Annotated in this window: 32 protein-coding genes and 1 pseudogene; 23 read left to right on the plus strand and 10 right to left on the minus strand. The window is 53.1% G+C overall.

Going from position 1 to position 23,881, the window contains the following annotated elements; genetic code table 11:
* The 6 genes from BLP79_RS17880 to BLP79_RS17910 form a co-directional block, all read right to left on the minus strand.
* Positions 1-336, minus strand: a 336-nt coding sequence (locus tag BLP79_RS17880) for a hypothetical protein (protein WP_139163235.1), incomplete at its 3' end; no start/stop codon positions are given.
* Between the two features lie 369 nt (positions 337-705).
* The gene (locus BLP79_RS17890; RefSeq protein ID WP_090221062.1) at positions 706-1,110 is read right to left on the minus strand and encodes a hypothetical protein; all 405 of its coding nucleotides are present in this window, start codon (positions 1,108-1,110) and stop codon (positions 706-708) included.
* On the minus strand, positions 1,107-1,322 hold the full coding sequence (locus tag BLP79_RS17895; RefSeq protein ID WP_090221063.1) for a hypothetical protein: 216 nt from the start codon (positions 1,320-1,322) through the stop codon (positions 1,107-1,109). Before BLP79_RS17895 ends, BLP79_RS17890 begins: the two co-directional genes overlap by 4 nt.
* A gap of 21 nt (positions 1,323-1,343) precedes the next feature.
* Positions 1,344-1,778 (minus strand): hypothetical protein, encoded by a 435-nt coding sequence (locus BLP79_RS17900; protein ID WP_090221064.1) that lies wholly within the window; start codon positions 1,776-1,778, stop codon positions 1,344-1,346.
* Entirely contained in the window at positions 1,771-1,995 is a 225-nt protein-coding gene (locus BLP79_RS17905) for a helix-turn-helix domain-containing protein (protein WP_090221065.1), read from the minus strand. Before BLP79_RS17905 ends, BLP79_RS17900 begins: the two co-directional genes overlap by 8 nt.
* 434 nt (positions 1,996-2,429) lie before the next feature.
* A complete protein-coding gene (locus BLP79_RS17910) occupies positions 2,430-3,230 on the minus strand; it encodes a hypothetical protein (RefSeq protein ID WP_139163236.1) in 801 nt (266 codons plus the stop codon).
* A 386-nt stretch (positions 3,231-3,616) separates the two neighbouring features.
* On the opposite strand from BLP79_RS17910, the gene BLP79_RS17915 reads away from it, so the two are divergent.
* The 6 genes from BLP79_RS17915 to BLP79_RS17940 all read left to right on the plus strand — a co-directional run bounded on the left by BLP79_RS17915 (position 3,617) and on the right by BLP79_RS17940 (position 7,309).
* Positions 3,617-3,925, plus strand: a complete 309-nt coding sequence (locus BLP79_RS17915) for a hypothetical protein (protein WP_090221067.1) — start codon at positions 3,617-3,619, stop codon at positions 3,923-3,925.
* Positions 3,926-4,072: 147 nt separating this feature from the next.
* On the plus strand, positions 4,073-4,252 hold the full coding sequence (locus BLP79_RS17920) for a hypothetical protein (protein ID WP_090221068.1): 180 nt from the start codon (positions 4,073-4,075) through the stop codon (positions 4,250-4,252).
* Positions 4,221-4,799 carry a hypothetical protein gene (locus tag BLP79_RS17925; RefSeq protein WP_139163237.1) on the plus strand — a complete coding sequence of 193 codons (579 nt, stop codon included), beginning with the start codon at positions 4,221-4,223 and terminating at the stop codon, positions 4,797-4,799. The genes BLP79_RS17920 and BLP79_RS17925 overlap by 32 nt, the downstream gene beginning before the upstream one ends.
* Complete coding sequence (locus tag BLP79_RS17930; protein WP_090221070.1) at positions 4,799-5,176, plus strand: hypothetical protein; 378 nt, start codon at positions 4,799-4,801, stop codon at positions 5,174-5,176. Before BLP79_RS17925 ends, BLP79_RS17930 begins: the two co-directional genes overlap by 1 nt.
* Before the next feature lie 33 nt (positions 5,177-5,209).
* Positions 5,210-6,595 (plus strand): hypothetical protein, encoded by a 1,386-nt coding sequence (locus BLP79_RS17935; protein ID WP_090221071.1) that lies wholly within the window; start codon positions 5,210-5,212, stop codon positions 6,593-6,595.
* A 381-nt stretch (positions 6,596-6,976) separates the two neighbouring features.
* Entirely contained in the window at positions 6,977-7,309 is a 333-nt protein-coding gene (locus BLP79_RS17940) for a hypothetical protein (protein WP_139163238.1), read from the plus strand.
* 750 nt (positions 7,310-8,059) lie between these two features.
* On the opposite strand, the gene BLP79_RS17950 is transcribed toward BLP79_RS17940, so the two are convergent.
* A complete protein-coding gene (locus BLP79_RS17950) occupies positions 8,060-8,953 on the minus strand; it encodes a Fic/DOC family protein (protein ID WP_090221074.1) in 894 nt (297 codons plus the stop codon).
* Between the two features lie 21 nt (positions 8,954-8,974).
* Positions 8,975-9,247 carry a hypothetical protein gene (locus BLP79_RS17955; RefSeq protein ID WP_090221075.1) on the minus strand — a complete coding sequence of 91 codons (273 nt, stop codon included), beginning with the start codon at positions 9,245-9,247 and terminating at the stop codon, positions 8,975-8,977.
* 149 nt (positions 9,248-9,396) lie between these two features.
* On the opposite strand from BLP79_RS17955, the pseudogene BLP79_RS20310 reads away from it, so the two are divergent.
* The 17 genes and pseudogenes from BLP79_RS20310 to BLP79_RS18040 all read left to right on the plus strand — a co-directional run.
* Positions 9,397-9,552: pseudogene (locus BLP79_RS20310) on the plus strand (recombinase family protein); the annotation flags it as partial.
* Positions 9,553-9,565: 13 nt separating this feature from the next.
* On the plus strand, positions 9,566-10,213 hold the full coding sequence (locus BLP79_RS20075; RefSeq protein ID WP_269799332.1) for a recombinase family protein: 648 nt from the start codon (positions 9,566-9,568) through the stop codon (positions 10,211-10,213).
* Positions 10,214-10,491: 278 nt separating this feature from the next.
* Entirely contained in the window at positions 10,492-10,722 is a 231-nt protein-coding gene (locus tag BLP79_RS17970) for a hypothetical protein (RefSeq protein ID WP_090221078.1), read from the plus strand.
* A gap of 5 nt (positions 10,723-10,727) precedes the next feature.
* A complete protein-coding gene (locus tag BLP79_RS17975) occupies positions 10,728-11,420 on the plus strand; it encodes an SOS response-associated peptidase (protein ID WP_090221079.1) in 693 nt (230 codons plus the stop codon).
* A gap of 570 nt (positions 11,421-11,990) precedes the next feature.
* The gene (locus tag BLP79_RS19760; protein WP_157844011.1) at positions 11,991-12,152 is read left to right on the plus strand and encodes a hypothetical protein; all 162 of its coding nucleotides are present in this window, start codon (positions 11,991-11,993) and stop codon (positions 12,150-12,152) included.
* Positions 12,153-12,799: 647 nt separating this feature from the next.
* Positions 12,800-13,129: a DUF1419 domain-containing protein gene (locus BLP79_RS17985; RefSeq protein ID WP_090221081.1), complete on the plus strand. Its 330-nt coding sequence runs from the start codon at positions 12,800-12,802 to the stop codon at positions 13,127-13,129.
* Positions 13,130-13,133: 4 nt separating this feature from the next.
* Positions 13,134-13,448 carry a hypothetical protein gene (locus BLP79_RS17990; protein WP_090221082.1) on the plus strand — a complete coding sequence of 105 codons (315 nt, stop codon included), beginning with the start codon at positions 13,134-13,136 and terminating at the stop codon, positions 13,446-13,448.
* An 18-nt stretch (positions 13,449-13,466) separates the two neighbouring features.
* A complete protein-coding gene (locus BLP79_RS17995) occupies positions 13,467-14,315 on the plus strand; it encodes a DUF3560 domain-containing protein (RefSeq protein ID WP_090221083.1) in 849 nt (282 codons plus the stop codon).
* A gap of 561 nt (positions 14,316-14,876) precedes the next feature.
* The gene (locus BLP79_RS18000; RefSeq protein ID WP_090221084.1) at positions 14,877-15,611 is read left to right on the plus strand and encodes a hypothetical protein; all 735 of its coding nucleotides are present in this window, start codon (positions 14,877-14,879) and stop codon (positions 15,609-15,611) included.
* Positions 15,612-15,928: 317 nt separating this feature from the next.
* Positions 15,929-16,300 (plus strand): hypothetical protein, encoded by a 372-nt coding sequence (locus BLP79_RS18005; protein WP_090221085.1) that lies wholly within the window; start codon positions 15,929-15,931, stop codon positions 16,298-16,300.
* A gap of 95 nt (positions 16,301-16,395) precedes the next feature.
* Positions 16,396-17,292 (plus strand): ArdC family protein, encoded by an 897-nt coding sequence (locus BLP79_RS18010; protein ID WP_090221086.1) that lies wholly within the window; start codon positions 16,396-16,398, stop codon positions 17,290-17,292.
* A 114-nt stretch (positions 17,293-17,406) separates the two neighbouring features.
* Complete coding sequence (locus BLP79_RS18015) at positions 17,407-17,595, plus strand: hypothetical protein (protein ID WP_090221087.1); 189 nt, start codon at positions 17,407-17,409, stop codon at positions 17,593-17,595.
* Positions 17,570-18,310, plus strand: a complete 741-nt coding sequence (locus BLP79_RS18020) for a ParA family protein (RefSeq protein WP_090221088.1) — start codon at positions 17,570-17,572, stop codon at positions 18,308-18,310. Before BLP79_RS18015 ends, BLP79_RS18020 begins: the two co-directional genes overlap by 26 nt.
* Before the next feature lies 1 nt (position 18,311).
* The gene (locus BLP79_RS18025) at positions 18,312-19,277 is read left to right on the plus strand and encodes a ParB/RepB/Spo0J family partition protein (RefSeq protein ID WP_090221089.1); all 966 of its coding nucleotides are present in this window, start codon (positions 18,312-18,314) and stop codon (positions 19,275-19,277) included.
* A 9-nt stretch (positions 19,278-19,286) separates the two neighbouring features.
* Positions 19,287-19,583: a hypothetical protein gene (locus BLP79_RS18030; RefSeq protein WP_090221090.1), complete on the plus strand. Its 297-nt coding sequence runs from the start codon at positions 19,287-19,289 to the stop codon at positions 19,581-19,583.
* 282 nt (positions 19,584-19,865) lie between these two features.
* Positions 19,866-20,423 carry a plasmid mobilization relaxosome protein MobC gene (gene mobC / locus BLP79_RS18035; protein ID WP_090221124.1) on the plus strand — a complete coding sequence of 186 codons (558 nt, stop codon included), beginning with the start codon at positions 19,866-19,868 and terminating at the stop codon, positions 20,421-20,423.
* Positions 20,416-21,615 (plus strand): relaxase/mobilization nuclease domain-containing protein, encoded by a 1,200-nt coding sequence (locus BLP79_RS18040; protein WP_090221091.1) that lies wholly within the window; start codon positions 20,416-20,418, stop codon positions 21,613-21,615. Before mobC ends, BLP79_RS18040 begins: the two co-directional genes overlap by 8 nt.
* A 110-nt stretch (positions 21,616-21,725) precedes the next feature.
* On the opposite strand, the gene BLP79_RS18045 is transcribed toward BLP79_RS18040, so the two are convergent.
* A complete protein-coding gene (locus BLP79_RS18045) occupies positions 21,726-22,046 on the minus strand; it encodes a hypothetical protein (RefSeq protein ID WP_139163239.1) in 321 nt (106 codons plus the stop codon).
* An 18-nt stretch (positions 22,047-22,064) separates the two neighbouring features.
* Complete coding sequence (locus BLP79_RS18050) at positions 22,065-23,867, minus strand: LPD7 domain-containing protein (protein WP_090221093.1); 1,803 nt, start codon at positions 23,865-23,867, stop codon at positions 22,065-22,067.
* Positions 23,868-23,881 lie beyond the last annotated feature (14 nt).

The raw sequence follows: 23,881 nt of genomic DNA on the forward strand, positions 1-23,881 counted from the left end.
GTATTTCCCAATCAATATAATTCTGACAAGGCGTTTGCCTTCGACACTGAGATTAGTTTGGTCACCGATTTCTTGGAGTATTTCTAGGCCGTTTTCGACTTTGGAACGGGAATCCCGAAGCGATACACTTAATTTACCAGCTATATGTTCTCGCTCATCCTGTTCTATATTTGGTTGAACCAATGTTTTAAGATCGAGTATCGTCTCATCAGAAAAGTGCAATACGTGAAGAATTTTACGTATATCCATTGCTGACTGTGTGTTCGCCCTTGCGTCTAGTTTCTCTATAAAGTTCTCAAAATAGCCCAAAACACCGAGCAAATCACCTATTGACATCACTTTCTGCACCTTTCTTGGAAACGTTGCCGGTAGGCTTCCGTCAACCGGGGCTAGTCCCCTTCTTTTTGATCGAAATTGATTTTTTCAGCATCCCGTAGGGATCGCAGAAGTTTGGGGTCCATCCAAAATACTCCGCGATGAGCAAGCCAAATCGCAGAATACGCAACAGCCCACATGCAGAAACCAATCAGAAGATCTTGCTGAGTATAGTAAGGGTGCTCAGTAACAACGTACAGAGCTCCGCCAGCTGTCAGCAACAGTAGCCATAGTCCCCCCAGTGGTATTCCAGTCTTGAAAGACATTGCTTCTATAGCCCTGAAAACAAATCCCATCACTCTGCACCCTTCTTGGAATTGCTTGGAAGCGTCATAAGACCTGCCATGGTTTAACGCCCGCTTTCATGCCTAATGGATTGTTGCGAAGAACGGTATCAACGGATTGCAACCATTTGGCATGTACTTCATCCAAAACGTGAAGCGCTTCTTTAGCATTTGCCCGATTGACGTGTGGACGTATGTTCTCAGGAATACCGCTAACACGGTTAGGATGGTTCAAAAGCTCGGCAACAAACCGCTTTGCGCGCTGCCAAGCCAGCTTTACGGCTTCGATGCCTTGGCCAGCTAAGACACTGTAGACAGAGTTATACTGTGACGGGATATCAAGGACTGTTTCCCCTGCTCGCACAGCGGATTCAATGAGCGCAGCCCATGCCAACGATTTCCAGCTAAATGGCTGGAAGATATTGCCGGGGTCTCTGTCTTGTTCGCTCACCCGTCCGCACCTTTGCTGGAAGTGTTATTTGCCCTGATCTGAGCGATGTCGGCACGTATTCTCGCAGCACTTGCCCTTGGGCGCTTCAATCTGTCGTCGCGTCCATTTTGCCAGCCGTGACGATACTCATCTGAGCGGTTAGCAAGGGTGGCAGGTAGATCGGATCGATCATCGCTCAAACCGTCCATATAGCCTTCTGTGACTTCACTCATCACTGGCACCCTTTCTGGAAGTTACTTTGCGACGACAGTCTCAAGGGAGACCGTGGCGATACTCGGATCAAGCCCGACGGAAAAAGCTCCTACAGTGCACAAAATGGCTATAACGAAATAAGGCACCACATGGTTTGTCCATCCAACTTTAGCTGTAGATGGGTTTAAACCAAGAGACTGCTCAGTATCACGCATGAAAGTCGCAGAGCGTGCATACCCCTCGTAGGAGCCGTACATGCAAAACAACACACAAATCCCCAAGACCCCCAAAGCTAGAAACAGCTCAGATGCCTTGCTGATGGGGTCTTCGCCGAATGCGAGTCCCATCGAGACAGCCAGGATCCCGGCGTAAGAAAACGGAAGTTGCCACAACCTGTTACCATGAGCTACCAACCGATCTTGCAAGATTTGCATTTGAACCTCTGTTGATGTGGTTGACGGTTGAGCTTTATCCATTGTCCGCACCTTTCTTGGAAACAACTTTCGGCCAATCATCTGGCCGATAGCCCGCAGCATATGCCTTCAATAGACGTTCTGCCGCAGGGCTAGGTTTGCGCGCCCCACGCTCTAACTCAGAAACGCGCACAGCTTTGCCATATCCCATGACAGAAGCAAGTTCGGCTTGGGTCAGGTCCAATGCCTCACGAATGGATAGAACCTGATCAGGTGTCATTAGAATGGCCACCAACCGTGATGTACACGCTCAACGATCACTAAGGCGATCCCGAGCACGGAAACACCAATCGAAATTGCTGCGATCTTGTTGCTAGTAGACATTTAACATCTCCATGCTTAAAACTAGGGGCGACCGATCCGGCGGCAACCGGACCGATCCCCCTTCAGATTACCAGTGGTGGTACATGTTCAAGACGAACAAGATCACCAGAAGGATCTGAAGAGCTAGGGCGATTTTTTGCATCATCGCTTTGCTCCTAGTTATGTGGCGGTGGCGGCCAATCCGCCCCGTCCACATATATTTTATACCGCAAAGCGTTATATTTTGCTAGCGAATTTAGTACCGCAAAGCGTTATTCTTTCGTGAATCGAGTACTCAGGCAAGAAGTCTGCGCCGGTCAATCTGCACCCTTCTTGGAAGTCATTTGTCGGTTAATTTTGCGGGTCACTTCGACATTCTCCATCCCACCAGCCATTGCCGGAGCGAATACACTCCTGCCGCAAGGGATCATCGGTCACGTCAACCTCTTCGAGTAGAAGCAGTAGGTCATCAACAAGTGCGGGAAAGTGTTTGTGCTCCATCTGTGAAAACAGATCACCGCCAGCCCAGACATTTATTCGTGTTGACAGGCCATGCCAGTCAAATCTGATGTAGCAGGAATAACTGCCATTCTCGATCTGTTTCTTATTTTCATTAAAGCACTTGGCTTGGTGAGGTACACGCTCACGCGCCCCTGCTACTGGACCTTCGTAGACGTACAGATTGCCAGCGGTAGTCACTTCATCTGGTTTACCTTCAATCGGGACTATGCGATCTTCATCATGGTAAACAGAATAAACACCGTCCCCCAAGGTGATGCGCTCACGAAAGTCAGGGTAGTTCTCTCGACCGCGCTTTGTGATGTGCTGATAATCTGCCGTCATTACACCTGTCGAAAATGCTGTGAGATTATACCGCAACCCAGGAAGGCGTTGTGCATTCATTACCGTGCGCACAGCATTGGAGGCAAATCGTGCACAGGTATGAAACACTCGGTCTCCTACCTGCACGATATTCCCGTGAGGGAAGCCTCTATCTCGCTTGTCTTCGCAATATGACGCAGTGGTATCAACTGGTGGTGGAGCGCGGAACTTATAATGGTCAACCTCCGCTGATAGAGCTGTAACCCCTGTCTGCATCATAAGGGTGAATAGACCAACGTGCTTGACTTTATTGATGATCTTGAACGACATATCGCCACCTATGGTTGAATTTAATCAGGATAATTCACGCCTTATAAGATTTCCACCTCCACAATAGATCAAAGCACTGGTTTAGGGGTCGATTTGGGGGGAGTGAAAAATAGGGCGGTAAGCAGTTTCCTTCGGTGGTGCGCCGCTGACAGTCTCAAAAACCCTTAAACACTAACGGAACTACCCAATGAGACATTGAAAGAGACGTGATTTTGCGCGTTCTCAAAATCTACACTCATTGAGACGCGCTCACCAATGCAGGACAGTTTGTGGTGGGCAGCCGTTCCAAGATCATGCGGCGATGTAGGGAAAAGAACCCTTTCTGCTCGTCAATTCTAAGGCGGTAGATTAGGCTTTCGTAGAGACTAGAAAGAAAAATCGACCTCATGCCAGACATCTATGAACTCGTCCTCTGCGACATTTCCGGTGAACATAAACCGGTGGCTGTATTTCAGTCGGAGCGCCCATTCATGCCGCTTAGCGTTGGTGAACGCTTCGACGATCATGGTTGGGATCGCCTTGATGGCGTTGGTAAAATTGGCACTCCGGAGGAACCGATCCGCTATCTTGTGTTTGCGACCAAGCACGTCGTTTTCGAGATGGATGGCAAAATGATCTATCAGTTTTGCGTTGACCTACAGCCCTATAGCGGCCCTCGATCACCGGCTTGGGGGCACCATAATCCGGTCGAGTAGAAATGCCCGTAGAATGGTGGGAAAGCCACGCATCTCTCCAGTCAGGTATGGACGGCGAATGGGCAAAGTACCATCAATCCGAGCTAGGGCCGTTTACCGCCCTATTCTGCACTGAGCCGGACTCGACCCCAAGAAGGGTGCGGATTGATGGCAATTTCGCTGCCAGAAAAGATCGCAATCTATCGCCGCAACCTTGTCCGATATGAACAAGAAGGTGATGCTGAAAAAGTCGAGGTACAGCGGCGGCTTATTGCTCGCCTCGAAAACGAACTAGCTTCCAGAAAAGGTGCGCAGGGTGCGAAAACAGCAGGATACTCCAGTTACTAAACACACTGTTTTGATTGGTGGTGTCGCCGACATGTGGGAAAAGATGTACTGGGATGTTGATCACTTCTGCGACTTACAACGCACCTATCCCGAAGAAAAACAGCCGTTGGTTTTCTCAGCAATCAACGCGTGTATTTCTAGCAAATCATTGGAAGATTGGACCAAATCGGCTTGGATGAAGGCCGCTCGAAGTGCTGGAGAAACACCTTCAGGTGAGGACTTCCAAGAGCGATTAACTGCCGCTATTCCCATCCAAGATCTTTGTGCCGATATTGCAAACACTTCCAAGCACGCTTCCTACAGAGACAGCAGGCATCCTGATGGGCATCTGAACTTAAAGTGGGACGATGGGGCTGAAATTCAGCCTGCATGCCAGATGCTCCTTAGATCGGGAGATGGCTCTCAAGTGTTGCTACTTAGCGACTTGGACAAGCTACCTCGTCAATGGTGGAGATTTTTGAGAAGTTTAGAATTGGTGGATGGAGAGCAACCCACCCCAGTTTGGCTGCAAAAGAAACTATCACGGATTTTCGGAGGTGCAGATTGATGACCAAGTGGTCTACAATATTGTTGGTCATCGGCGCGTTTGGTTTACCTTCTGGCTTCCTCGCATGTAGAGCATACAACAAATATCTTGATCGTCTAACCGAAGAAGGCATCGAGGCTGCTATGCGGCTCGCTTCCGTAGAGAGAAGCACAAAGAGCGGAACCACAAGTCTGTATCAGTCGATCATCACGTCACTGGTTCGGTTTAAGCGAGAGATTGATGATATCCCCGCACCTGCCCATGTATTTATGGCAAGCCCATTTCTTGATATCGCCAATGTCGACGAGCGTGAGTTCTTCGGGTGCGTTCAACGTCCTGTCTGGCAAGGTTTGGTCGTGGAACGTGGCATTTCAGCAAAACAGATTGTAAGATCGTGATATACGCCATTCAACACATCGAGCTGAGAATAAATGAGAATTAGTACCGCTGGTACCGCCATAGTTCGCCATTCCGAAACTGGAGAACTATTTGAGATCGGGCCAGATGAAATTGATTGGGAAGTCGTTGTGAGCGAAGAGCGGGACATGGGTCCTGATCGGCTATGGAGCGCCTCAACAAGTCGCGATGAGTTGGGAGAAATTCGCTGGGAGATGTCGGAGTATCCGGAAGGCTTTCTTGGCAATCTCGTTCCAGACCTAAACGGTCATGAACTCGTGCAGAATTTTTCCGTTAGCATCGAGCATGAACCTGACTTTGACGGCGAAGACTTCGAGGAAGACGATTTCGACCGTAAAGCGGCATCCGAAGAAATGAAAGAATGGTTCTACGCAAACTATGAAGATCCAGCCAACTCATTGCCGCACATTTCGGCGGAAGGTGGCTACCAGTGGATTTATGGAGGGCCGGAAACGCCACAAGAAGCTCTTGGTGACAACTTCTCGGGTGAATATCCAAATGAGTTCATTGAAAAGGTTGCCCAAGACATTACCGACGAAAGCGGCCTTTGGAACTGGTCGCCAACCCCTGGACCTGATTTTTACGATGATGGTGACGATATCGGTGAGGACAGTCCCTCCGAAGACGATGCCGCTGAATTAAGTCGACTTCTGCCATTGGCAGAGGAATTGGTACTAGACTCAGAAACCGGCACTTTTGATCTACAGATCAAGGAGGTTGAGAAACCTGACCTATTGGCTGCAACGCTCGCGCAGCTGGCTGACGCAATCGAGGATGTGCTCGATAATCAGTCCAATGGGCTGAACGCGAACTCCTTAGAAATCCGGAAACTGCGACGCACTCTAGAACGCTACGCAAATGACCCCCAAAGGGTCGAGATGGACCTTACGACAGTTCACCATAGCTTGACGGTACAAATTGGGACAAGCGAGTTGCCGCCGTCTGAAGAGAACCAAGCATTACTGTTAGCGTTGCAAGAAGGTGCCCAAGGCATACGTGCGACTGATCCAGAAGTTGCGGAAAACAGGAGACTGTTGCAAAAACAATTGCTCCGCGAATTGTCTCCCGAAAATCTTGAGCAAATCGCCGAAGCCGCCCCGGTTCTGGAAGCGATCACTGAAGGTGATCTTCGAGAACAAATGCTGGATGATGTATTTTTTCTTACACAGGAAATGCGCACCGGGCCACCAAGATTGCCCAGTGTAACTAGAGACGATGCAATTATCCCCGGGCGGGATGAAGCGGTGCGTGTGTTCGGAAGGTCGGCACGAATGCTGATTGCCTTACGAAAAACGCCAGAGCTCATTAACAAGATACATGCCAGCGCAGGATTCAAAGCTCTCAGTATCTTGGGGGTACTGGGAGGATTGGCCTCGCTAGGAATCAAGATGCTGTTTTGAATTTTGGTGAACTTGGCAGCATTGAAGGATGACCGCTGTGATCGGAGTGCATCTGATGTTTGATGGATGGCTGTCATTCATCGACTAGGTAATTTCGCCATTGCCAGGAATGGCCGCTATGCAGGCTACAATTGTAAAATTACGAGAGCGTGGCCAATGTCGCCTCTCTGCGGTTCCTCACCATTGGTGCAAGGTGCAGCAAATGTGACTTTGGGCTCAGAGTCAGATTTCGCCGCGCATGGCACGAAGGTCCGCAGACTGGAAAACTTCGCAAATCCCGCTTTCTACGCTGAGCCGTCATTGGACCTTACAGCTTGGTTGTGTCAGTCTGTATCAAATGACTTCCAAGAAGGGTTACTCCAGTAGAAAGGTGATATGATAATGCAAAAAAATTATTTTATGGATATGTATAATATTCTGTACAGAAGTACTCTTTTGAAGAGCTTGGCGGTAATGCTCTTAGCGATAATAATTGTACTATCTGTAATGTTGATATCGGGGGTGGTTATATTTTCAACTGTAATAGGAAATGCAATTTTTGCAGTATGGTTGTTTGACCTTGATCCAGCAAACTCTGCAGAGCTTGGATGGTCCTCAGTAGGAACTGTGGATCCAATTATAATTTTTGCCCTCATTGTCGCGGAAGTTTTGATAGCTGTGTATGTTGCGCAAGTTTCGAGAAATGTTAAATTTTATATAGATGAGAAAATCTAAAATGAATGATGATAACAAATTGAATTTCCGTCGAAATTTGCCGTGGGGTAAGTTGTGTTCGATTGTTTTTGCTATAGTTGGCGTCTTTGTAGTTTTTGGAATAAACGTAGGATGGGATCGTGTTTTACCAATCATCCTGTTTATGATGTGCTTTGGAGTTGGAGCTATCCTTCTGATGTTAGGCGCATCTCAAAAGTCGAGCCGAATGCGTTGGTGGGGGATAACGTGCCTAATTGTTGGGTACGCAATCGGCGCATCCCAACTGAGCGAAAATGTTCAATTTATTTCAAATGCGTTTGGTTTGGGTTGAGACGAGTCGATTGGGTAGCAACGTGTTGCTGCCGCACAATCTAAAATTCCAACAACGGCCCGACTACTATACTAACTGTAACGAATTGCATTTATCCGGCGCTCGGATTGCAAACATCCCTGATTTTCGTTAGCGTGATCTATCACCACCACCGCGTGTTTGCTCCGGCAAAAAGCGGGCTTTGGTCTCCCGATCCATCATGACTTCATAGGTCTTGGCAATCTTATTGAGTTGCTCCAAGCGGCGCTGTTGCAAAACTTTTTGCAGGCGGTGTGTTCATTTTGGGTGTGCCACGCATCAAACATGTCTATCTAAGAAAATAATACCCAAAAAGAACAGTCGTACTACAGGTAATCTGTTCAAAGTGAACCGTCACCAAGGGTACACCTCAAATAGACCCACACATAAAAAATTTTGCAACAGCGCCAATCAGAAAACCGTTATCTACCCCTGCCCCGATCAGGGGCTTTTTCTTGTGCCTGCTCGGGGCGCTGGATGCTGCGTGCGGCCAGCTTCTCCACCTCATATACTTTGCCGTGGAGAACTTCTCGGGCAAGCGAATGAGCTGCGTGACCACGCACGGTTTGACGATCCTTGTCCCCTACCCCAGCGTGGCGCAGCTCAGCCTCAACAAGTGCCAGCTTGCTTGCTGCCCCTTTTAGTTCTGGGTCTCGTGTCTCGGCCCATCCAGCGATCCGCGTGGCCATGTCGGTTTCGCGACCGAGCATAATGTTGCGGCTATCGGTTAAAATGCGGGTGAGATGTTCAGGATGGTCATATGTAGCAACGACAAGTGCTTTGCGGGTGAACTCTGCGTTCCGAGCGAAAAGGTCACGATCCAGAGAAAAACCGCGCTCATGGGCAAACTGCGCCATGAATGTCATTGTGGTTCTGGTGTTGCCTTCTCGGAAGGGATGGATACGCCACAACTCTGCAACATCCTTGGCAAAGGTTTCCATTTTTTCCGGTTGGTTCATGTCCCGCAAATTCGACCAGTCCCGCCCATTCATGGCCTTGAGGTGCAGAGCGGTGTGCTTCGTTATGTCATCTGCGTAGGAATAGTTGACGCTGGCTCCGTTCAACGCCGGCTCAGACTTCGACATGTCGATCAGGCGTGTTTCGCCAGCAAACGGATACACTTTATCGAAGATTCGGCGATGAATCTCCCGAAGGTGTGCATAGTCAAAGTCCCCATCAACCGGGTTCTTGCGAAGATCGTTTATTGCAGAAGCGGTTTCCCGGCGTTCGAACTTCGAGAGTTTCTCATGGTCCGTTAGACCGCGATAGTTTCGAAGGACAGATGTACCGGGATAAAGGTACGGGTCAGAAATCAATTGCTGGCGTTCCTGACCTGCTTAAGCGGCTTGGGTACGAGAGGCATCTACGTGCGCATCGCCAAGATCGTTAATTTCATCGGTCGTCAGAAAACCTTCGTCACGGCACATTGCCAAGAACAGATCGAAATCATCGAGCTTGTCGCCAGACACAGCACTGAATGCCAGTGCATCCTTATAGCCCTCCGTCATCATTGCTTCAATATACGGGCGCAACGGTGCTTGAATCTGAGTGGCGATCACTCCATTGGCCAGAACCAATGCTGTGTCGCGATCCAGTTGTACGTTAGGCATTTCAGGTTCTCCAAAAAACGATCATTTTGGACACTATGCAGAAGGACGAGCTGAAGGGCAAAAATAAAAGTCGAAAACTGCCCAAAAACCCTTCCAAAAACTATAGTGTCCATTTACTGTTTTTATACCCCTTTTTTGGAGAGCTATCAATGCCAGATCAACAGACCAGCGGAAAGATCGTAGGATATGCCCGCGTCTCAAAAACCGATCAGTCATTGAAGCAGCAAATTGCTCAGCTCCGGGCGCTTGGCTGCGATGAAATCTATACAGATCAAATGAGCGGAAAGACAGCGCGGCGCGACGGTTTGCAAGCCGCCCTTGGCCGCGCTCAGCTCGGGGGATCAGCTCATGGTCCCTGCGTTCGACCGTCTGGGGCGCAATCACCGCGATCTACTGGACATTGCGCAAGAGCTGGAAGGCAAGGGCGTGTCGCTGCGATCCTTGCGAGAGGACATAGACACGACGACACCGCTTGGCCGCATGTTCTATTCGATCTGTTCGATCTTCGCGCAGTTTGAGCGCGATCTGATTTCAGACCGAACAAAGACCGGCCTTGAAGCCGCCAAGGCTGCGGGCCGTCTCGGCGGCAGGCCGAAGGCAATGGACGCGGATATGCGAAATGTGATCGAGCAGAAGCTAGTCGGCACCAAGCTAAGTATCTCTGCCATTGCCAAAGAACACGGGATCAGCCCCAGCACGATCTACAACGCCTTTCCCGGTGGCAGGTCCGCGTTGACTGCCAAACGGTTCAAGGTCGTGTCCGATTACACCGCTGGCACCGAACGCTTGCAGGTCGTGGAAGATAATACGACCGGCGAATTTTATTGGCGGCTAATGGGCGACACGCCGCAACAGGACAGCGCGCCATATGGGCCGTATGATACTGCCGACGAGGCGGCTACATCGTTACTGGTGATGACGGTTGCCGGGGCTGCACAGTCGTCCGAAGAGACGAACGCCCCTTAAAAGAAGCTCAGCCGGAGCTATAGCCCCGGCCTCACCTTCGCGGCCCTATGGGTTCCCACCCGGTGCCGCAACTGCAAATCTACCATCCGCCTTGCTCGATTCAAGCAGAAATTGAGCGCAGCCCCCGCCTCTCACCTTCGCAAAATATCCTCGGGGTGAGCGCCGATAGGCGCGAGGGGCAGACAGCCCCTTTCTCTCTTGAATCCGGCTGAACTTGACTCTTGACCGTGAAAGAGAACAAAAAAGGAACAGTGAGTTTTAGCGAAAGGGCACCGGCTATGTCACAACGCACCAGACGCGGATTTGTCAAAACTGATGAGGTACTAGCGAAGTTGGAGGTTGGACGGCGCGGCGCGATCCAGGTTAGCACCGAGGCCAAGATTGCCAGCCCGGAATACCGCGCCGCTCAAAGTCTGACGAACGCGATTGACAATTTGGCCGAAATCCTGACCGGCGATCCTTCCTATTTTCACTTGAAACCGGCAACATCCCGGCAACAAGGGAGCTAGTTCCTATGTGCGGCAAAGCGGCGTTGAACTATACATGGCGACAGATTTACGAGCTGTACCGGCTGACTGCGCCTGAACCATCGTCTGCGCCAAATCTTCAACCCCGATACAACGTCACCCGCTATCAAACGGTGCCGGTCGTTCGTCCTACCGAAGATGGCCGGGAGCTGGTGCCGATGCTCTGGGAGTTTATCCCGTTTTGGTGGTCGAAGCCGATCAAGGAAAAGAAGTTCAGCACCTTCAACGCCAAGGGCGAGGAAATGCGGGAAAAGAAGACCTACGCCCCAGCGTGGAAGCGCGGCCAGCGCTGCATTATTCCGGTGTCTGGTTTCTATGAATGGCCGCTACCAAAGAAGAAGGGCCAGCCGCCTTACTACATCCAAGCCAAGGATAGCCCGGTATTGTCACTGGCCGGTCTCTGGGGTGAGTGGAAAGACGCCGATTCAGGCGAAAACCGTTTGTCTTGCACGATCATCACCACCACGCCAAACGCGCTTATGGATAGCATCCCGCATCACCGCTGCCCGGTTGTGATTGAGGACGCAGATTTGAACACATGGTTCACAGCAGATCAGGACACGGCCTATGGTCTTGTCCATTCACCGCCAGACGACGCTATGACCGCGTACCGGGTCAGCTCGTATGTGAACACTCGTGGGAACGAGGGGCCGGAGTGCATAGAGCCACTGGCAAGCTGATCGTGTGGCATATGAGAAAGTCACCCTCGGCCCAGCATACTCCATTCGCCTGAACGACTTGGCCCCATCAGATGTGGTTGTGACAACCTGCATGGGCTGCGGCAAAAGATGGTATGTCGCGCCGCATCGGCTTTACAACAAGTACCGGGCGCATACATGGCTTCGATACATTGCGGATTTCTTCATCTGCACCGATTGCGGGTGCAAGCGGTGCTATTGGGAAATTCATCGCGCATATCACCCAGAAGATCGGAAGGCGGAAATAGCTGGGTGATACCCAGATCCGATATCGCCACTTCCGACGATGCTGAAGCATCGCCATTTTTGACGATACCGGATTACTGCTGGGCTTCTGCTTGGTCACAGGTTTCCACATCAATCTGTCACGAAAGCGGCCTATGCGCCCCTGTTTTTTGCGCCTGCGTTTGGTCTGTCCCATTCAAAATGAGCGGCCAAGATACACGCCTCGCAGACCTGTAAACACCATGCCCTACGGGGCGCTGCGCGCGTGTTGACAGGTCAGCTTTCCCGGCGCGTCCGAGAGCCGCGAATTTTAAACAGGAGACAGACATGAAATACATTCGCAAAAGATCAAAACAGCTTCACAAACTTGCAGCTCGACGCCTCAAGGCTGTCAGAAAGCAGCTCCAAAAGATCGACCTAAGCATGAGCATCCAGATCAATCTTATCGTCATCAAGATCACGTTCAGCATCAAACGCCGGGAGCCTTAGCCCCGGCATTGCCCGCCACTCGGCGGGCGCGCAAAGCTCCGACCACAAAAGGGCGACTGTCGCCACCTTACCGAATAACCCGGATCGCATCTGACAAAGGGCGGCGACAGTCGCCCTTTTCGCTTGTCTGCGCGGGTGTCACCGTCGCGCCTAATGCGTTGCCAGGGCAACGCGCGGCTTCAAGTTACCCACACCCCGACGCTTCGATTACTGGCGATCTGCGCTTACGGGGCGCTTCGGTCAGGTCGATTTCTCCCAAGGTTGAAATAGTCCTGACTGGATAACGTGAAGCCGCCCCCCTGCCCTGCGAATACGTTGCATTGCTTTGATAGCGTGATGTTCCCGGCGCTGCCGGGACGTGACGGGGATTCGGCAGAGCCGAACGCCCGCCCCGGAGCGCCGTTCCGTCGCTTTTTAGGGGGCGCTGCCCCCCGCGCAGTTCAACAAAAATAGACAGGCTTTCGCGGCATATCCTCGCCCGCTGCGCGGTCTGCGGTATTCCACGGTCCAGTCGATTTTTATTGCCCTGCGCACCCCCCGGACTTCGCCAGTCGGTCAGGTTTTCAGGAGACGGGCTTTCAGCCCGACACCTGTAAACCAAACCAATTTCCCGACTCTCACACGTGGGACATCAAGAGGATAGCGAAATGACATTTGAGCTTATTGGCAATGGCGGCGTTCAAAATTACGACGAAACATTTGCGTTGATTAACCGGGGCTATGGTCCTGATCAGTTTAAAACAGGTCAGTGGTTCGAAACCACAGATGAGATGTTTGATTACTTTCTGGAAATCCTGCCCCCTCGCCATCTTACCGGCAGTGCTTTCATGATGTGTGAGCCATCGACTTGCACCCTTTCTAATGCCTTTGTGCAGGTGGGAAAACGTTTCTTCTGTCTGACAGTTGAACATGCCGGAGCTGTGACGTTCTCAGAAACTGTCTCCGCCTTTCGCGCCCTCATCAACGAGGGGGCGTAAGGCCGTGAAACCGAGCGTCAAACATCTTGAAGGGCGTCACCTGACAGCTACCGACAAGCGCATCATTCTTGAGTGCATCGAGTTTTTGCGGGGCAAAGACAACTACGAAATCATGCTTGGCCGCAAAGGGTCGCCCAAGCGTTATTGCCTCTGCACCGACCCGGAAATTCCCAACCGTTACGCGGTGGCCATCGAAGAATCCTACCGGACCGATTCAGGGCGTCGTGACACCCGCACAAGTAGCCATGTGGTCGAAGTCAGGGGCGTTGATCCCCTGCCCCACATCCAACTTGCCGACCAACAGCTAGAGCTTTTTTGAACCTGAGAGGACACCACTATGAACAGCTACGAACGGAAACAAGCCAACCGCCGCGACCGTTTGAATGCGGCAGCAGATCGCGCCGAAGGACGCTCTAACGAGGCATACAAGCGGGCGGATATGAGCGAGGCCGCAACCGGCATTCCGTTCGGCCAGCCTATTCTTGTCGGCCACCATTCCGAAGGACGGCACCGGGCCGCAATCAAGCGCGCCGACAATGCCATGCGTAAGAGCGTTGAGGAAGGCAAGCGCGCCTCTGAGCTGCGCGGCAAGGCCGCAGCCGTTGGAACTGGCGGCATCAGCAGCGATGACCCCGACGCCATCAATAAGTTGAAAGAGAAGTTGGCAAAGCTGGAACGGGACCAAGCCGAAATGAAGGCCGCAAACAAGGTGACGCGTAAGTGGTCGAAGAAAGGCGTTACACATGAAAGCACAGGCGATGATTTTGAAGCCTTCGCGAAGGAGCTGGCCGAGGCGGTGGGCCATCCGGTTTCGCACAAACTGGCTAAGGAACTGATGACGCCACAGTGGGGCAATGCCGGTCCTATCGGTTTCCCGCCCTACCGACTAACCAACAACAACGCGGAGATAAAGCGCCTGAAAAATCGCATTGAGCAGCTTGAAAAAGCCAGCGAAGCGGAGACGAAAGAACACGATTTTCAAGGCGTGTGTAAGGTGGTCGAGAACGTCGAGGAAAACCGGGTGCAATTCATCTTTGACGGCAAGCCGAGTGCAGAGGTTCGCGGGATCATGAAAGATCACGGGTTCCGCTGGGCACCATCGCAAGGGGCATGGCAACGCAAGTTGACGGGCAACGCCCGCTATTCGGCGCGGTTGGCGCTGCAAGCGTTGGGCGTTCAGATTTGATCTATCGGCTGGCCCTGTTACGGGCTGGCCTTTCCCCAATCTAGGGAGCTGGTGCGTTGCCAGGGCAACGCGCGGCTTCAAGTTACCCACACCCCGACGCTTCGATTGCTGGCGATCTGCGCTTACGGGGTGCTACGGTCAGGCCGATTTCTCCCAAGGTCGAAATAGACCCGACTGGATAACATGAAGCCGCCGCCCGTGGTTGGCTCTTACCCCCCTGCCCTGGGTGGCGCTGGCTGAGCTGATGCTATTCCCGGCTATGCCGGGACGGTATGGGGATTCGGTAAAAGCCGAACGCCGCATACCGGAGCGCCGTTCCGTCGCTTGATAGGGGCCTGTTCCGGCCCCCTTTTCCGAAAAAAATGGTCAGACTTTCGCGGCATATCCTCACCCGCTGCGCGGCCTCCGGTATTCCACGGTCCTGCCAATTTTTCCCTCCAAATTCCCCGCCCCTTTCTTTCATCGCATTCAGGTTTGCAGATCAGGCGCTTTTAGCGCCGGACCTGAAAACCAGATCAATTTGCCCAGAACTTTAACGTGGGACACCAAGAGGATAGCAGGATGCGCGTTTTAATCGGTTGTGAATGCAGTGGCACCGTTCGGGATGCTTTTTTGGCGGCTGGTCATGATGCGTATTCGTGCGATCTGAAACCAGATGAGAAAGGCAGTAACCGGCACTTTGTTGCAGACATTCGCGATGTATTGCGGCACCCAGAAATCTATGGCCGGTTTGATCTGGTTATCATCTGCCACCCGCCTTGCACCCGTCTTTGCAATTCCGGGGTTCGTTGGTACACCGAGCCGCCCCAGAACCCGCCGTCAAGCTGCACCGAGGCGGAGGCTGAACAATGGCCCTTCCTTGATCGGGAACAGCGCCTTGCGATGCTCTGGGAGCATCTGGACCAAGGCGCAGCGCTATTTCAGGAATGTTTGGATGCCGACGTTCCGTATGTTGCAATCGAAAACCCCGTGATGCACCGCTATGCCAAGGAGCGTATCAACTTTGGTGACGTTAAGCCCTTCTATGTCCAGCCTTGGCAGTTTGCCACTACAGAGGGCGGCCCCGACAACGAGAAGAAGCGCACCGGGTTCTGGTGTCGCAACCTGCCCAAGCTAACACCTACCGGGACGCTTGATGGCTCTACCGCGCGTGACAGCGTTCATAAGGCCAGCCCCGGCGAGGATCGGGGCGCAGAGCGCAGCCGGTTCTTTCCGGGTATGGCTGCTGCGATGGCTGATCAATGGGGCAGCTTGCCCGCGCCTCAGCCCCAACAGCTAGACCTGTTTGCAGCCTGAAATTGAATGCAAGGAGGTGGCCGGCATCGTCAATTCTGGCGATGCCGCTTTTTCATGGGGTTTCCCGCCTCTCACCTTCGCAAAATATCCTCGGGGTCTGGGGCAGACAGCCCCGGCATGATCGTGTGCGATCATTCTTGGCAGTTATCCAGTCGGGCCTATTTCGACCTTGGGAGAAATAGGCCTGACCGCAGCACCCCGTAAGCGGAGACACCAAAAATCGAAGCGTCGGGGTGTGGGTAACTGCCAAGGCGACGGTTAAGCCGGTTGCTCCGTATGGCGTTGAATTTTGGCCGGTTCTTCTTTAGCGGCTAAGTATGAGGTTTCTTTTCGTCCATGCCATTGATGAGCGGTCGCGTGTGTTTCGTGCTGTTGATAGCCGAGCCTTTGGCTGTGAGTTTGAAAGCCTTGTCGCTGCTTTGGATTGGATGGAGCAAAACGACGCTCATATAGATTGGCCCCAGAACTGGCCCATACTTACAGCCGAAATGTTGCCGCCATCGAGCGCGAAGGCCGCAAGAGCTTCAAGTGCAATGAAAGATTGGGTTGAGATTTACGAGGTTCCCGACGCTCAACCAACCATAGGCGGCGGTTCTATGGAGGCTATTGAGGCTGTTCGGAATGAGCTTGAGCTAGTCGCTTTGGCCGGAGCTATACCCCGTCAGCCGAGTTTGCGCGTAATTCAGTAGCCAGAGAAAATGTGCACCGGGAGCACATTTTGCTTTACAATAAATAAATATTTATTTATTTATTTGTGTAGAAAGCGAAACCACGGAGGCCACAAATGGCAAAGGTTCAGAAGTTCGACGCTTACGACGCAATCACATCGCAGATCATCGAAGCTATTGAGGCAGGTGTTGCGCCTTGGCGTCAGCCTTGGGCCGGTGGCTCGGGCTGTTCCGCCCTGCCCCTGCGTTCGACTGGTGAGCCGTATCGCGGGATCAATATCTTGGCTTTGTGGATCGCGGCACAGCGCACCGGTTTCAGCTCGCCCTATTGGATGACCTACCGCCAAGCTCAAGAGCTGGGCGGCAACGTGCGCAAGGGCGAGAAATCGACCACGGTTGTAAAATACGGAACATTCGAGCGGGCCAACAAAGAGACGGGCGAAGATGAGCAGATTCCGTATCTGAAAGCCTATCGCGTATTCAATGCTGATCAGTGCGACGGCCTGCCAGATCGGTACGCGGTCGAGGATCGCAGCCAGGACGAATACGGAGCTGCCTCGGTCGAAGAGCTTGAGGCGTTCTTTGCTGCGACTGGTGCCAAGGTTTCGCACGGCGGTTCTGTTGCCAGCTATGACATGATTGCCGACCGCGTACAGATGCCGCCGATTGAGGCGTTTATTTCCTCGGCACACTACTATTCAACACTTGCGCATGAGGTAGTTCACTGGACGGGTCACAAATCACGGCTGGATCGTTTCAAGAAGTTCGAGACGAAGGCCGGTTATGCGTTCGAAGAGCTGATTGCTGAAATCGGAACGTGTTTTGTTGGGGCGCAGATCGGCATCGAGCCGACGACCGAAGAAAGCGCCGCGTACATTGAGCATTGGCTGAAATCGTTGCGTGAGGACAATCACCTGATTTTCAAAGCGGCCAGCGCTGCGCAGAAGGCGGCAGATTTTGTGCTGGAAAGCGCAGCAGGTCAGCCGGAGCAGTTGCAAAGGGGCGTTGCCTGAAACGTGTTTGCCCCCGGATGGCCGGGGGTAAATGTGCACCGGGAGCACATTTACCTTGAAGTCCATGAACAGAAAGGGCACTCAAAAACAATAAATAAATAAATAGGCAAGGATATGAGCGAAGAGAATCTAAAGACCGTGACGATGAGCATGGACAGAGATTTACACAAGGCGTTGAAGGCCAGAGCCGCGCAAGATGACGTGAAAATGTACGTTATCGTTGATGAAGCCTTGAGATTATGGGGAATAAATCCCGCTGATGCAGGAGAGCAGGGCAATGAAAAAGATAGTCGTAGCAAATAACAAAGGCGGCGTCGGAAAGACCACGATTGCGAGCCAAATCACCTATTCACTTGCGGCCAAGGGTCATTCGGTTGTTGCGGTCGATCTGGACAGTCAAAGGAACCTGACCAGCTCGTTTGAAAACTCGCCGGTCATTGGTGATGCGTTGGCAATGGTCACTGATGCAAAGCCATTCAATGCCGACATAGAAGCCGGGGCGATCAACATTGTTGTGGGTCACAAAGACTTGCAAGCGCAAAACACCGATGACGTCATGGTCAATGTGAGCAACGCACTTGCAAACAGCAAAGGTGCTGACTTCTGCGTAATCGACACGCCGCCCAGCTTTGGTGAGGTTGTTTATGGCGCGCTTCTTGGTGCTGATTATCTTCTGGTTCCTATCGAGCTGAAAAAATACTCGCTGGATGGCATCGAAACGGCGCTTGAGGCGTTTATCGCTGCCCAAGAAGTCAACGGAGACCTGCAACTGTTGGGGTTCCTGCCATCGCGCTTTGACGCTGTGAAGGAGGTGGAGCGCAATGCGCTGGCCGCAGTGGCGTCAGAGTTTGAGCAAGTGGTAATCCGTCATCAAATCCGCAACCGCGTGGCCTACGTTGTGGCGCAAGAGGACGGTGTGCCGCTTTCAGAGGTGAAGACCAAGAGCGGCAAGGAAGCGCAGGCAGAGTTTGGCGAGTTCTTTGATTGGCTCTACGGCAAAGTGAACGGAGGCGCATAAGATGGCAAGGAATCTCACAAGTACGCTGAATAAACTGGCGGCATCGGGTAAGTTGGATAAGATCAACTCAAATAAAAGGGCGTCAGGTGACGGCGACGTTCTCATTGATGTTGCGATGATCGAACCCGATCCAGAGCAGCCGCGCCGCACGTTCAATCAAGATAAGCTGCAATCATTGAGCGACAACGTGAAGGTTCACGGTGTATTGCAGGCAATTACTGTTCAGCCCGCAGGCGCAGACGGCAAGCACCTTATCATCATGGGCGAGCGACGTTGGCGCGCTGCCAAATTGGCTGGATTGAAAACCATTCCTGCCAAGGTTCGCGAGGCAACGTCACAGCTACGCGCGATCCAGATCACGGAGAACGTGCAGCGCGAAGAGCTTACGACGATGGAAATTGCGTTGGCAGTCGAGCAGATGAAAAAGGACGGCATGACGCGGCCACAGATTGCGGAATCTCTGGGTTGGAGTCCGTCAGCTATTTCTAGGTTCGCGGGTGTCGTTAAGATGCCAGAGGAATTGCAAGAGCTGGCACGGCAGAACGTGCCGGTTCTGGCGCTTGCCGATCTGAACGCACAGTGGAAGAAAGACGAAACCGCTGCCCGTGGCTTTGTTCAGGCAACACCGGCAGAAGATGTGACGCGCGTAACGGTTGCAGCTCTGCGCAATGAGATTGAAGCGGGGCAGGGGCCGCAGAATGCGCCTGCCGAGCCACCCCGCAACAATCTGGAACCGGGCTTGTCCGCTTTGGCCAGTGAAGCGGGTACGGATGCTGACAAAAGCCCGCGCAAGTCGCCATCCGGTCAGGTGGCTATTCTTTGCCAGCAAGGCGAGAAGATTGGACGCATCTTGACTGATCGCAAGGCAAAAACGAATAAAGCTCTTATGGTGAGCTTTGAAAATGGCGAACGTATCGAAGAGGTCGCGCTTACAGACATTGTTCTGTTTGAGGTGGTCGAACTATGAGGTGAAACTATGGCTGTGCTGCGTTTTATGATCTGGAACTTGATGATGCTGATCCGTCGCCCGGTTCAGTTCGTTGTTCGCGTGTTCATGTTCATATCTCTGGGCGCAGCCATTGGCGCAGTTGTTGTGATCTTCACGGGCACCGGCAACGCGCAGCTTGATGAAAGTGTACCATTCATCGCGCGGCTGATGGCCCCGCTCATCTTGGCAGGCACCTACTTTATGTGGAGCGGGATTTCCTATCTCTACGATAGTGCCGTGTTCCGGTTGACCCCAGAAGGGCGCACGGTGACGCTTTTCGACTGACCCCAATCAAAACACAACGCGCGGCGTGTGGGGCAACTCACGCGCCGTTTTCGTTTTTGGGAACATCTGATTTTTAGGGAACGCCCCGCCTCTCACCTTCGACCAATATCCTCGGGGTCCGGGGCAGACAGCCCCGGCACGTTCTACGAACGTGATGCGCTTTGCGCATTCCCTCGCAAAAGGGTGCAAAAGGCAAAAGTGCTCTGGGAGCACAAATAGGGTAGAAAAACAGACTAATGCAGGATAGGCTAAGCGCCAGCAAGTATATTACTATTGATCATCATGCCCACAAAAAAGAAGCCCGCAACCGCATATCTGTCCCCCGAGCGTCATGCACAGCTAAAGGCTGTTGCAGAAGCCGAGGGCCATACGGTTTCGACCTTTGTGGGCAAGATGATTGATCTGGTTATTGGGGAAGAAGAACCGCAAGCGCCGTCAAAGAGAGAAGGTGTTAAAAGCCGCCGCGAGGGCAAGTTGACTGTCCGGCTTGGCGAACGTGTGCGCGCCTCAATAGAAGCCGAAGCGCGAACGCAGGGCGTACTACCGTCAACTTGGGCAGCTCGCATTTTGACTTCCCGCGCTCGCTCTGCGCCGCAGCCGGTGAAAGGGGAGAGAAAGGCGATCCGCTGGGGTTTTCGCCAACTCGTAGGTGCGACCACGAACCTCAATCAGATTGCCGTGGCAATGAATAGGGACGTGTTCACCGGCGGACATTATGCGCCCACGCGCCAAGAAATCGCTGAGCTGAAAACCGCTATCGAAAGCCTTGAGGATCAGTTGACACGGTACGCAGCAGGGCGCTTACGTTTTCAGATAGGGGAAGCCAAAGCGGATGAGTGACTTTAAATCTCAGTTGGGTTTTCAGGACTGTTGGTCGCCACCGGGACGCGCTCGCACTGTTCGGTCCCCCGCTGCGGGCTACTTTTCGACCGGAAAGAAACCCGACACAGGAGAGGTGAAAAAAACCGAGGCGCGGGGTGGAAGTCGCGGGACAACGATCAGCGCTGCCGACAAGGCGCGTCTGGCTCGTGTGGTCAGTAAGGCACCCGAAGTCATGGTTAAGGTTTCTCGTCCCGCCAAAACTGACAAGAGCGGCAACACCATCGTCGTGAACCGGCGCACTGAGGGAGCCAGGGTCAGCGCTCATATTGACTATATCAGCAGGAACGGAAAGCTGGACGTTGAGACCAGCGACGGCGCAATCCTGACCGGCAAGGAAGCAACCGCAGATTTGTATCGCGACTGGATGCGCAGACATGATCAAGCGAGAGCTAATGGCGATGCGACTGACCGCACCCGGATAACTACGAGCATAGTTTTTTCGATGCCTGGGAATACAAACGCGACGGCTGTAAAGGACGCTGTTCGCGTGTTGGCTCAGCAGGAGTTCGGCGGGCGTCATGATTATGCAATGGCCCTCCATACTGACACCAAGCATCCGCATGTGCATTTGACTGTTCGAACCGTGGGGTATGACGGAGTTAAGCTGAACCTTCGCAAAGCCGATCTACAGCATTTGCGCGACACTTTTGCGGAAAAACTGCGACAGCGAGGCGTAGAGGCTGAATCAACCCCGCGTCATGCGCGCGGCGTAACCCGAAAGGGTGAACGAACGCCGGTATACAAAATTCGCCAGCGCGGAATAACCCCGTATGTCGATAAGGCAAAGCAACGAGAGGTTAAGCGGGACATGCAAGACAATGGGGGCCGACTGCCAAGCCAGCCTTGGGACGGTGCCATTGTTGAGCGGCGCAATCGTGTGATGAAAACTTATAGCGCGGCTGCGGCAGTTCTCGCGGAATCGCCCGATCCTGACGACAGGGCGCTAGGGAGAGCCGTGGAGGCGTTCTCAGGGCGATTGACTGACGTATCGACCGAACGGGCCGCAATGGCGCATAGCGTCTCTGTGGCGCGCACTGAGGGCCGTTCTGATGTGCAGCGCCAGCCGTCCGTTGATCGCACCCAGGAAAAAGATCGTTCCGGCGACGACAAACGGCCCGAGCGGGGGCGCGGGCCGTCAAGGGAGCGTTGAGCTGCAGCATCGCTATTTTTGGCGAGGCCGGATTCTGGCATCGTCAGTTTCAGCGAGGTTGTTTTGCATCGAGACGCTTTCGGATCTCGCATCGCTGAAACTGGCGAGGGTTAGTCCTCAGATATGTTGCGCATAATCGCTGCGGTGCCGGTGTACGTTAAAATCAGCACCGGACTGCCTTGATCTTCCATAACGCATGTTGAAAGCCGTATGCCATATGCGAGGTTGGCCGGGGTTCCGTCTGCATTTTGGGCCGTCAGCGCAGTATCCACGATGGCTTGGTGCGCTTCTTGCAGGACGTTTTTGTTCCGATCCATGATGCTCGAAATCAAATTGCGTCTCATCGGCATGGGATGGGTGACTGTAAACTGTCCCAAAAGCTCCTGTATCTCGATAAATGGGGGGAGGGTGTCTGACGTGATTACCAGCACTGTGCTTTCCTTTCTTGTTTACCGTTCGCGGGCGCGGTCTTGCTGTTGAGTGCGTTCCCGCGCTTGTTCGGAGGGCTGAGCTGGCCCCTTGGTGGCCGCGACATTGGGCGGCGTTCGAACACGCGCTTGCTCGATGATCTGGGATACATTTTTCGTTGAAATGCCACGCGCAGCGGCTTGCTGGGCGGCGCTGACATTCGGGAGCCTTTGAACGTCATACTGCCGACCGGCACGGAGACCGTTAGCCAGCTCGTTTGCCGCATGTTCGCGGACCTGCTGGCGATCTTTTTCCGGTATTTCCTGCGCGCGCATTTCAGCTTCGATCAGGGCAAGTGTGCTGGCCGCACCGCGAAGCTGTGGGCTGTTGGCCGCGTCTTTGTGTTTAAGCCGTTCCTCAAGGCGATCCGAGGGGCGTTGCTGTTCTTGATGGTGCTTTGCGCCGTTATCGGCGTCAGGCTGTGTCGTCACGGCTGGACCCTCCTTTTTCGCTGCGGGCGGTTCGGCACTTTCAATTACTGGCTCGTCTCTCTTCTGGACGGGCACAACGCGGTTCCCTTCGCGCTCAGGGGCGCGTTCAATGTCACGCGCACCCCATTCCCGCCGAAAGGTGTCTTTGTCCTTCATGACGCCGGTTTTTGGGTCTTTCTCCTTCACGGTGACGGCTTTTTGCCCATTGTCGTAAATCGTGGCCTTGTCACCCTCTTTGAGCTGGTTCTTGTCGAGCATGTCAGGCAAGCCGACACCCCAGAGTTTATGAGACCGGCCATCGGCAAGCTCCAAGGCAACGTAAGGGGTTGGTGACGCGCCTTCGCGATCACGATAGGGCGCGGTGCCAATGTCGGTAATTTTGCCCTCAAGACCGTCCTTGTAGTTGATCATTGGCACAACATTGCTCTGGGCCTTAGCCTGGTTCTCAGACTGCGGAGCTGCGCCAGTTTGACGGCTACCGGCCCCCCGGTCCTGATCAATGCGTTCAATGACCCTTTCACCGATCAATTCGGCACGGCGCGCGGCCTCTGCCCGGTCTTTGTCGTTCGGTCTGTAACCTTTGACTTCGATACCCTGAGCTGTGCCTTCAATCCACATTTCCCGGCGAAACTCTTCCGGCCCTTTCACCTTCATAGACGACCAACCGCGATGCGCCGCCAGCTCGATCATGTCCATTGCGGTGCTGCGATCAGCGTTCTTTGTGTGAAGGCTGTCACCACGATCCGAGATTGCAGGTCGTTTGTCATCGTAAGAACGGAACATTTCTTGCCGGTTGGTCTCGCGCGTCAAGATAAAGCGCTCTTCGAAGCTCATAGGCAGCGCAAACTTTTCATCCCGCGACTGTTCCGGCTGAGGTTTTTCCGGCTCTGCCGAACCTTCAGGAGCATTGTCGATTGCGGGTGACATGACGGGCTGTGCCTCTTTGCCAGTTTCTTTGCCGTCTGCCTTGCGCTCGTTGTCCGTACCCCGGCTTTCTGGCTCTTTCAGCTCGATAGGCGCACCGTCAATAGCAGGGCTATTGTTCGCGCGGGCTTGCTCCGCGATCCGATCATGATACGCGCTCCAAAACTGCACATCGGATTCACGAGGATTATCCGCCCGAACCGTATCAAGGGAGGGCACCTGTTTGTAATACTCGTCACCGATGCGACCGATGTTTGCCAAGGTTCTTGCGCTGTTGTCTCTCGATTCAATGATGCGTGGCGCAAGTTTTGCATCGGCGTCGGCAAAGGCTTTTCCAGCTTCGCCCGCAGTCGCATAGCTGTGCTTGTCGTCGGAGTGTGCGTAGGACAGTTCGAAGTTGTGATTGCTTTGGTTTTGTGTGTCAGCCATGACTACCTCTCAAT

It is taken from the genome of Epibacterium ulvae, from assembly GCF_900102795.1.
In the GTDB taxonomy this organism is placed as follows: domain Bacteria; phylum Pseudomonadota; class Alphaproteobacteria; order Rhodobacterales; family Rhodobacteraceae; genus Epibacterium; species Epibacterium ulvae.